This window comes from Lysinibacillus sp. NPDC048646 (assembly GCF_050272295.1).
Lineage (GTDB): Bacteria > Bacillota > Bacilli > Bacillales_A > Planococcaceae > Lysinibacillus.
In genome coordinates, this window is sequence record NZ_JBNNLZ010000013.1 from 1 (window position 1) to 10503 (window position 10503).

The 10503-nt window shown below is 36.1% G+C and carries 8 protein-coding genes; all 8 read left to right on the forward strand.

What is annotated here, in order from left to right:
* Positions 1-253 precede the first annotated feature (253 nt).
* The 8 genes from ACQKII_RS14465 (at position 254) to ACQKII_RS14500 (ending at position 10192) form a co-directional block, all read left to right on the forward strand.
* Positions 254-1090: a DUF3888 domain-containing protein gene (locus tag ACQKII_RS14465; protein ID WP_427460361.1), complete on the forward strand. Its 837-nt coding sequence runs from the start codon at positions 254-256 to the stop codon at positions 1088-1090.
* Between the two features lie 772 nt (positions 1091-1862).
* Positions 1863-3200: an AAA family ATPase gene (locus tag ACQKII_RS14470; protein WP_427460363.1), complete on the forward strand. Its 1338-nt coding sequence runs from the start codon at positions 1863-1865 to the stop codon at positions 3198-3200.
* Complete coding sequence (locus ACQKII_RS14475; RefSeq protein ID WP_427460365.1) at positions 3201-3890, forward strand: hypothetical protein; 690 nt, start codon at positions 3201-3203, stop codon at positions 3888-3890.
* Between the two features lie 353 nt (positions 3891-4243).
* Entirely contained in the window at positions 4244-4678 is a 435-nt protein-coding gene (locus ACQKII_RS14480; protein WP_427460367.1) for a DUF1934 domain-containing protein, read from the forward strand.
* A complete protein-coding gene (argS, locus tag ACQKII_RS14485) occupies positions 4678-6345 on the forward strand; it encodes an arginine--tRNA ligase (RefSeq protein ID WP_427460537.1) in 1668 nt (555 codons plus the stop codon). Before ACQKII_RS14480 ends, argS begins: the two co-directional genes overlap by 1 nt.
* A gap of 292 nt (positions 6346-6637) precedes the next feature.
* Complete coding sequence (locus ACQKII_RS14490; protein ID WP_427460369.1) at positions 6638-7027, forward strand: MerR family transcriptional regulator; 390 nt, start codon at positions 6638-6640, stop codon at positions 7025-7027.
* Positions 7020-8522, forward strand: a complete 1503-nt coding sequence (locus tag ACQKII_RS14495; RefSeq protein ID WP_427460371.1) for a class I adenylate-forming enzyme family protein — start codon at positions 7020-7022, stop codon at positions 8520-8522. The genes ACQKII_RS14490 and ACQKII_RS14495 overlap by 8 nt, the downstream gene beginning before the upstream one ends.
* Before the next feature lie 2 nt (positions 8523-8524).
* The gene (locus ACQKII_RS14500; protein ID WP_427460539.1) at positions 8525-10192 is read left to right on the forward strand and encodes an acyl-CoA dehydrogenase family protein; all 1668 of its coding nucleotides are present in this window, start codon (positions 8525-8527) and stop codon (positions 10190-10192) included.
* Positions 10193-10503 lie beyond the last annotated feature (311 nt).

The window sequence follows — 10503 nt, forward strand, 5'->3', positions numbered from 1 at the left end:
AAGTAAATAACTTACGACTGAAATGTAACAATGAAATAATCTAACTTTGGAAAATCTTCACTCGGCTGCTTAAAACATAGAAAGAATAAATTGGAATAGTTGGAACGCCGTATGCGGTGAAAGTCGCACGTACGGTGTGAACAGGGGGAAAAGCCAGCGATAACTTCAAAGGCTTACCTATCTGTATTAAGAATAATTTAAAAATTTCAGGGAAAAATACTCATTAATTAAATCTATATTAAAGGAGTATTCGATGAAGAAAATCCTGATAATATTATCTTTTTTTCTTCTTAGTATCCATATTAATAACCATCAAGTGGTTGCGGAAAAACCCCCGAATGAGGACTTATACAAAGATGCTTTGTTAACATTAATTTTAGGAAATCTTGATTCCCAAAATGAGCAACCTGATTATAAACTTATTTATGATACTTTGATTACAACACTATTCCCCTCCATAGAGAAAGAAATTATTAATTATTATGGCTATCCCAAGCAATTTGAGGATGCTAAAATTCTGAGTCTTACAAGAAAGCATGAGGGAAGTTTTGATTTTAATGCAGAAGTCCAAGTCACAACATTTGTACATGCACATAACCCTCCTTATGGGAAGGAAACAATGACTTTTAATATAAGTCCATTTGGGGTTAAAACCATTAGCTTTAAACATGAGGGAGAGAAATTAGAAAAGGATATAAATGAATTTTATAAAGCAACACTTTCAGATATAAAACAGTCTTTTAATTTGAATTTAGAGTCTTACTCTTGTTACACATACAATCAATTACAATACCAAACAGAAATAAATAAAGAATTTAAATCTCTTTTTAATATTGCAGAAGAAATAGTAACCAACATTTTGTTTCCTGAGAGAAAGATACCCTACAAAAATGTTATTGACCCTGTAACCTTTATAAAAGGCAACACAGGCTATATGCTCTTTAAAAAGTCTGATGGCACAAATGTAATTTATAAAGTACAAAAGAAAGATGGTAATTGGATAGTAACAGATAAAAATAGTAAACAAAGTAATGAAATGGATTATAAATTACCATGGTATGTATGGAAAAAAATTAAGCCTACTGATTAATTCAGTTAGGCTTTTTGAATTGAAAGATATCGTGTCCTAATCCTTATTCAACGAGATGCTTTAATTAAATAACAAGAAAGAGGTATCCATCTCATATGAGGTGGTCTTTTTTATTTGAATGGTGTCAAAACTTAAAAGTTTTGACTTAATAAAAACTATGCTGCAGGAATGGGTTTACAAGATGTCATTACTTGGAGTCAAAACATTATCGTTTGAGCACACCCTACCAGTAATTTTGGATTTATTTTTCTTCGTGTCCATAAATCCATCGTTTTATAGATGTTTTTTTATTGTGTTCTGTTTCAAGGTTTTTTTAGTTTGAAATCATTTAAATCTGTCTATTTACTTGTCTACAGTAAGAATTACATAAAACGTATGATTGTAGACAAGAAGACGAAGGAGAGTGATGTGAATTGGTAGAAATTAATGATTATGTGTTTATACAGTGAAACAGAACCTAAATATACAACAACGAGCGATTGAGTGATTAGCAGCTAAAAGAGGCAAAGCGTTTATTATGCATGTGGAAAAGGTGATTGTGGCAGTTTTGAAGCAAAAAAAAAAGCCACAGTGTTTGCAGACGCTACAGCCTATTGATTCAAGCCCTTTGGTAACTATAAAACACTTTAGTCTTGTTCAGTGTAGGTTCTTTAAAAATTTAATTTTATGAATATTTTTTCGAAATTCACATACACTTAAAGTGTTGATTCAAAGTAGTGTTTCTATCTAAAATCAACTTTTTGTGATAAATTTAATATGGAGGTGCATCAAAATGTTATTGAAGTTTAGTTTTGAAAATTTTAAGTCTTTCTATGATAAACAAGAAATATCCTTTGAGCATGAATACAATAATGCTAACATTTTTAAAAATAACACTATATTTGAGTATAAAGACAATAAGAAAAAAAGGGCTGTATTAAATGGGGCAGTTATATTAGGTGCTAATGCAGCGGGAAAATCAAACATTATTTCAGCTTTTAGTCAGATGAAAGCATATTTTATAGATAGTGTAAGATTTGACAAAATAGATGATTTTATATTAAGACCAAAAGAATTTAGGTTTATAGAAGATAATGCTAAACCCATTATTCTTGCAGTTGAATTTATGAAGAAAATTGAAGCGGATTATTATAAAATTATTTATCAGTTTTCGATTAATCAGAAGAACTTATTTATCGAAAATGAAAAATTATCTTACCAAGTAGTTAAAAAAACAACACTGTCTAATGAAATTACGGTTTTTGAAAGAACTAGGGATTCTATTATAGATAATTCACCAGAAATAAGTGAAATAATTAATAAAATAAAACAAGAAAATATAAAATATAAATTGGTTTTATCTTTATTGAATTTTGATATTAATGAAACGTTTTTTAAGAATGAAATAAACACTTTACCTTTTAAAATAGTTGAGGTGTGTGGAAAATCTATATATAAAGATTTAATTCTTAGTAATGATTCAAACAACATGGACGAATTTGTCGAAGAGATTGAGCGTAATCCAAAGTTTAAAGAGTATATTTTAGAGAATTTGTATAAATATGATTTTGCATTATCTGATTTTGATATCCAAGATATTACTGATGAGTTTTTAGAATCGTTTAATGTCGTAATAGAAAAAATGAATAATCCAGAACGTGAAAGATTCATTAAAAATGTAAGTAAAGTAAAGAAATATAAAGTAAATACTATTCACAATGTAGATAAAAAAAGTTATGATTTGCCAATATCAGATGAATCGGCAGGTACAAGAAAATTTTTAACACATTCGCTAAGGATTTTCGAAAGTATTTTAATGGAAAAGATATATATATCAGATGAATTTGACAGTCGTTATCACATATTTATACAAGAAGGTATTATTAACAGTTTTATATATCCGAATATACCTAATAAAACCCAATTCTTACTTATTACTCATAATCCTTTATTACTTAACAAAGATTTCTTTTCTAAAGAACAAATATATTTTGTAGAAAAAGATAGAGATAGTCAGAGTAGTTATATATTCTCTTTGAAGGATTTTGGGAATGTTTCTTATAATAACCATAATTGGGTTAACCTGTATTTATCAGGGAGAATAGGGGCAGTTCCGGAGGTGTTTGATTAAATGAGTAAAAATTTAAAACCTCAAATTCATATTTATTTTCCTGAAGCCTCGAATAGAGGAAGGAAAATAGATCTTTGCGAACATTTTTATATAAAATATAGTTTCCAAAGAAAAATTACTAAAGCTAAAATTGTCCCTTATGCCGAAGATAATGAAGAGGACTTTGAAAAGGCGATTAAAGCGAAAAGTAAAAAAAATTCAATCTTTAAAAATGACTTGTTTTTTATTGTGTTAGATACCGATATTAAGCCTAATAGGGAGAATGTAGGAGTTGTTATTACTCAAATAAGTGCATTAAATCGAAAATATAGGGATGCAAAAATTATACTATCTGGACGAAGTTTTGAAGTTTGGTTGTGTATGTATGGTCGCCAACAATATAATACGCCTTTTTCAGATCAAGATAAGTTAAACTCAGATGTACTTGGTATCAATAGATATGAAAAAAAAGAGATATGGTATAGACAAAATGCTGATCGTCTTTATGATGATTATCTTACTGCAAAAGATGCAAGTATCTTAAGTAAGCAAAATGTTTATCAATCTACTCCTATGCCACCACCAAGTGGATATGATCTGGTTCGTGAAAATCCTGATTTTTCAAACCATTCGGTAGTATCATATTTAGTTAACGCTACCCCTTTTACATATTTTGAACAACTAATTGCAGTTTTAACATCATATGAATAAAGTTATTCAATATATAGTCATTGAAATTTAGAATATCCTAACCATGCCTTGAGTAAAAATTTTACTCAGGCTTTTTTGATTTAATTTACTTACATATTCCTGTACACACGCTCGCCGTATTTTATTAGATCCACTTTACACTTATCTAGCCTTACACACTAACCGCCCCAGTTTTAGCCCCAATCAGCCCCAAAACCATGCTTTTATATGCTGTAACTTGCATAGAAGTTACAACAATAAATAATATCACGAATGCTGATTTAACAGACTTCACAGCACTTACGTGTTGTATTTTGCGTCGTTCCTAATATATAATAAAAAGGTTATAGTAAAAAGAATATAAGGGAGCGTCCATGATGGTGAACGAAGCAAAATCGCAGGTGAACATAAAGCTCATATCTACGATTCGTCCGATTGATGGTGAGTCCGAAACGTATGAAATGTGGTTGAACGGGCATTTATTTGAAAAAGCAGAAAGTCTGTATTTGAAATATGAAGAAGTGCAGGAAGATAAAACAATCCGCACGACGATGAAGCTAGGTAAGGAACAGGCACTCATTATGCGTGCAGGAGCAGTAAAAATGCGCTTACCACTCAATACTGTTGAACAACAGATTGGACATTATGAAAGTGAATTTGGTTCGATGCCACTCGTGACTAGAACGAAAAACATGGCGTTTACAAGACAGGCAGTAAGCGGAGATTTTTATGTGCAGTACGATTTACTAATGGGTGGGCAATCCGTCGGCAATTATACATTAGACATTACATTTACGGAGGTACAATGATGAACGCAGTAGAACAAGTACAACATGCCATTAAAGCGGCGATTGCACAGGCTGTTGAAAAAGCAGGCTTAGTCGAAGCTGGCACAGAATTAAATATTCACCTAGAAACACCAAAGGATAAGGCAAATGGTGACTATGCAACGAATATCGCGATGCAATTAACAAAATTAGCAAAAAAACCACCTCGTGCAATTGCAGAGGCAATTTTGGAAAGCCTTGAAATAGCAGGGACAGATATTGAGAAGATCGAAATTGCAGGTCCTGGTTTTATGAATATTACTGTTCGTAAAGATTTCTTGGCTGGTGTCGTAACAGCGGTTCTTGAGCAAGGGTCTGACTATGGTCGTTCAAAAGCTGGTGCAGGCGAGAAAGTTCAAGTAGAATTTGTATCAGCAAATCCGACTGGGGATCTTCACTTAGGTCATGCACGTGGAGCATCTGTAGGTGATTCTTTATGTAATGTATTAGATATGGCAGGCTATGCGGTATCTCGTGAATACTACATTAATGATGCGGGTAATCAAATTAATAACTTAGCTTACTCATTAGAGGCTCGTTACAAACAAGCTTTAGGTATGGATGCTGATATGCCAGAGGATGGCTACCACGGTCAGGATATCATTGGAATTGCTGGTAAACTGGCGAAGGAGCACGGTGACTCGATTTTATCGAATCCGGATGAAGAACGTTTTGCTTTCTTCCGTCAACACGGTTTAACATTAGAGTTAGATAAATTAAAAACGGACCTTGCAAACTTCCGCGTTAACTTTAACGTATGGTATTCTGAAACTTCATTATATGAAAACGGCAAAATTGAAGTAGCATTAGATAAATTAAAAGCGAATGGCCATGTGTTTGAAGAAGATGGTGCGACTTGGTTCCGTTCGACAACGTTTGGTGACGACAAAGATCGAGTATTGATTAAAAACGATGGTTCTTTCACATATCTGACACCTGATATCGCATATCACGAAGATAAGATTGTGCGTGGCTTCGATAAACTCATTAACATTTGGGGTGCAGACCATCACGGATATATTCCACGTATGAAAGCGGCCATCCAAGCTCTAGGCTATGATCGCGATACACTTGAAGTAGAAATTATTCAAATGGTTCAACTTTATAAAAACGGTGAGAAATTTAAAATGTCAAAACGTACAGGTAATGCAGTTACAATGCGTGAGCTTGTTGAAGAAGTCGGTTTGGATGCAGTGCGTTACTTCTTCGTGAAGACAGCAGGCGATTCTCATATGGACTTTGACCTTGACCTTGCCGTATCACAATCTAACGAAAATCCAGTGTACTATGCGCAATATGCACATGCACGTATTTCTTCAATTTTACGTTCAGCAAGCGAACAAGGCTTTGCTACTTCAACTAACAATCTAAACTTGTTAACTGCAGAAAAAGAAATTGATTTATTGAAAAAAGTGGGCGATTTCCCGAAAGTGGTGGCAGATGCTGCTAAGCACCGTACCCCACACCGCATCGCAAACTTTATTCAAGAAACAGCAGCAGCATTCCACAGCTTCTATAATGCTGAAAAAGTACTAGATGCTTCAAATAAAGAGCTGACAGAAGCTCGTTTAGCGCTTATTACAGCTGTGCGTACGACAATTGCAAATGCTTTACGTTTAATTGGTGTATCTGCACCAGAAAAAATGTAACTTTAACTTTTAGCCCTCGGCACAATAATGTGTCGGGGGCTTTTTGCATTTAAACGATGGATAGAACAGAGGAAATGATGGATAGAACAGAGAAAGTGATGGATAGAACGTTCAAAGTGGCGGATAGAACGTTCAAAGTGGCGGATAGCTTAGCCACACGACTGATATCGCATCGGGTAAGTGTGATAATAATCTGCGCTGTGTAATGTTTTTTCTAATTATCGCAAATATTTCGTTGAAGTTAACGTTAACGTCAATGATATACTGATGGTAATTGTGAGGGGGATTGGATTTGAAAACGATACAAGAGGTGGCAAAAGAATTTCATGTTTCAACACGGACAATTCGTTATTATGAAGAACTCGGTTTGCTTAATCCGGGTCGTTCCAATACCCATCAGCGAACCTTTTCAAAAAAGGAAATGGCCAAATTAAAGCTCATTTTTCGGGGCAAACGATTTGGCTTTTCATTGGATGAAATAAAGGAGATGGTGTTGCTTTTTGACTTTGACCGGACAGGTATTCAGCAATTACAACGAACAGTCGCGTATGGGGAACAAAAAATGCAAGAGATTGATGACAAAATAGCTGAGCTTTTACAAATGAAAAGTGAATTGCAACAATTGCATGGCATGTTTAATGAAAAATTAACTACTTTAAAGGGAGAGATGCACGATGAATAGTTCAAATTTGTTAGCACGAAATGCCCGAAAGTATGCAAAAGATGAAGCGGTTATTTGTCACGGACGAAGAGTGACATATCGTGATTTAGACGAGCAAGTGACACGACTTGGTCATGCATTATTGAAACAAGGCGTCAGACAAAGCGATAAGGTAATAGTCTTTATGCCGAATGTAGTGGAGTTTGTCGTGAGTTATTTCGCCATTCAACGTATTGGGGCAATTGTTGTACCTGTCAATGCGAAATTTACCTTGCCAGAGGTCGAATATGTCGCACAACATGCGGAGGTAAAGGCGATAATTGCCCATGAAGCAATATTTACATCCGTCGAAAATATGACATTGATACCCGTCAAAATTAAAACAGGTCAAGTAATGGATGGCTGGTTGAACTATGAAGTGCTTATCCAAAATGCAAGTACTCATACAATTGATTGCCAGCTCAACGAAGATGATGCATCTACGATTTTATATACTTCCGGTACTACAGGTAAGCCTAAAGGAGTGCTTTTTAGCTATCGAAATATTTTAACAGTGGCTCAAATGATTGCTGTTGAAATGGAAGTAAAGCCGGAAAGTCGCATACTACTGATGATGCCATTAACACATTCAGCGCCACTGCATTTATTTTTAATGGCGGGTGTCCTTGTAGGTTCAACAAATATACTGACACCAATTTTTACGCCAGACTTATTTATCGATGCGATTGAGCAAGAAAAAGCGACACATTTCTTTGGGGCGCCTGTAGCTTATTTATTAACAGCTCAATCACCGAGATTGCAAACAGCCGATTTATCTTCTATGAGGTGGTGGGTTTATGGGGGTGCCCCGTTATCCCAATATGAAGTTAGTTTCATAGAAAAAGCATTTCAAACAGATAATTTAACTTGTGTGTATGGCTTAACAGAGGCTGGGCCAAGCGGCTCTTTATTGTTCGGAAAAGAACATGTGTTGAAGGCAGGGAGTATTGGTCAGCGTGCGCCACTCGGTACTGAAATGCGCATTATCAACGACAACGGCGAGGATGTAGCAATTGGGGAAGTAGGCGAAATTGTGATATTTGGAGAAGGGAATATGATGGGCTATTACAAGGATGAGGTGGCCACACAGGCAGCATTTATAGATGGCTGGCTGAAAACAGGAGATTTAGCTTGCTTCGACGAGGATGGCTATATATGGATAGTTGATCGTAAAAAGGACGTAATAATATCGGGTGGCGTGAATATCTATCCGAAAGAAATTGAAGATTGTTTAGTAGGTTTTGAAGGTATTTTTGAGGTTGCTGTTATTGGTGTACCGCATCCACAGTGGGGCGAAACCGTAAAAGCGGTTTATGCCTCAAAGACAGAAATTAACGTGGAGACACTGAATGCCTATTTAGAAGAACATCTAGCAAAATATAAAATTCCACGTATTTTCGAACGTGTGGAAGCACTTCCACGAAATGCATCAGGAAAAATATTGAAGCAATCTTTGAGGGGACAAGAGGTGAGATAATGATGAAGGTTTTACAACAAGAGGAGTCTAAAACTTCCAATTTTTTTACAGAAAATGATACATTACAAAAAGTATTAGAGATGATGCTAGACGAAGAGTTCCAAGGGTTTGCAATGCGTGAACTTACGGATTTTGGTGAGCTTTGTGCTGGTGAGATTGATGTTAGAGCAAAGTATACTGACAAAACAGGTGAACCTAGACTCCAAAGGTACAATGCTTATGGTGAAGAAGTATCGGAAATATGGGTCAATGACGGCTATAAAAGAACAATCGAAGAAACGTATAACACAGGTATAGTTGGTTATGTGCATAAGGAGATTCCACAGCTAGGCAGGAAAGGCAATTATGTGTATAGCTTTGCGCAAGGCTATTTGCTGTCTCATGCAGAGCCTGGTTTCTATTGTCCTGTAACTTTAACAATGGCAACGGCGTATTTGCTCGACCATTATGCGAGTGATGAAGTGAAAGAGCGTTTTTTACCACATGTTTGTGCTACGGGGGATACGACGCTTTTTGAAGGAGCAACATTTTTAACTGAGAGACAGGGGGGCTCTGATGTTGGCGCAAACGTTGTCAATGCAGTAGAGGATGGAAGTCACTATCGATTATACGGTGAGAAATATTTTGCATCGAATGCAGGAATGTGTGGCGTTGCAATGGTATTAGCACGTTTGGAGGATGCCCCAAAAGGATCAAAAGGCTTAACGCTATTTGCCGTTCCATGGCGTCAAGAGGATGGCACCATCAATAATCTACGAATTCGACGTTTGAAGGATAAGTTAGGTGTCAAGGCAGTACCATCAGGTGAAGTCGAGTTCGATGGGGCGCTTGCATATGTCGTTGGTGAGCCAAATAAAGGAATTTACTATATGTTGGAGGCGCTTAATTTGTCCAGAATTTGCAATGCCGTTGCCTCAATCGGCATTATGCGCCGTGGTTATTTAGAGGCGAAGCATTATGTAACAAATCGCCATGCATTCGGGCAACCTTTAACACAGTATCCAATGATCCAGGATACATTAGGGAAATTTGCGGCGAAGTTACATGTAGAGGTTGCAACTGTCTTTGATCTCATCCAATTGTACGATAAGGTAACGAGTGGTCAAGGCAATGAGCAGGACATCATTATGAATCGATTGAATATTGCAATTATGAAAAAAGAAACGGCTGAGCAAGCTGTGCATTATGCAAGTGAAACGATTGAATTGCATGGAGGAAATGGCTATATTGAAGATTTTGTAACACCGCGTCTACTGAGAGATGCACAAGTACTCACGGTTTGGGAAGGCACAGCCAATATTTTAGCACTAGAACTTATTCGCTTAGTGGATAAGTTTCATGCACATGAATTGTTTGTTCAAGTCATGCAGGAGCGATTGACTAAGTTATCTGCTAGTCCATTGTTAAAAATAGTAGGTAAGCAACTAGAAAAATTAGCAGTTATCTTGCAAACTTTCAGCCATCTAGATGAGGAAACTAAAACATTTGAGGCTAAGAAGATTGCACAGAAAATGGCTCATGTCTATGAGAGTGTCGTAGCGGTAGAGTGGGCTGTAAGATTTGGTGGCAAATATGAAAAGCTCGCAGATATCTATTTAGAGGACACATGGGCATTGCGCGAAATTGGTGAACCAATGAAAACTGTACAATATTTTGAGGATATAATATAGCATAGGGAGCCGTCTCAATGTCTTTGAGACGGCTTTTTCTATGTACAATTACACGTACAGCTGTCCTAAAAGTCCTGCAAATAATAATAATCGTTTCCTAGATAGTAAAAATCCGCTTTACTTTCCGCGGGCAAGGCTCTAACCACATTAGGGCAACAGTGTTTTATGTGCGAAAGCGAAGCGACAGCAACAGGTATTTTATGTGCGAAAGCGAAGCGACAGCAACAGGTATTTTATGTGCGAAAGCAAAGCGACAGCAACAGGTATTTTATGTGCGAAAGCAAAGCGACAGCAACGGGGTGTTTTATGTG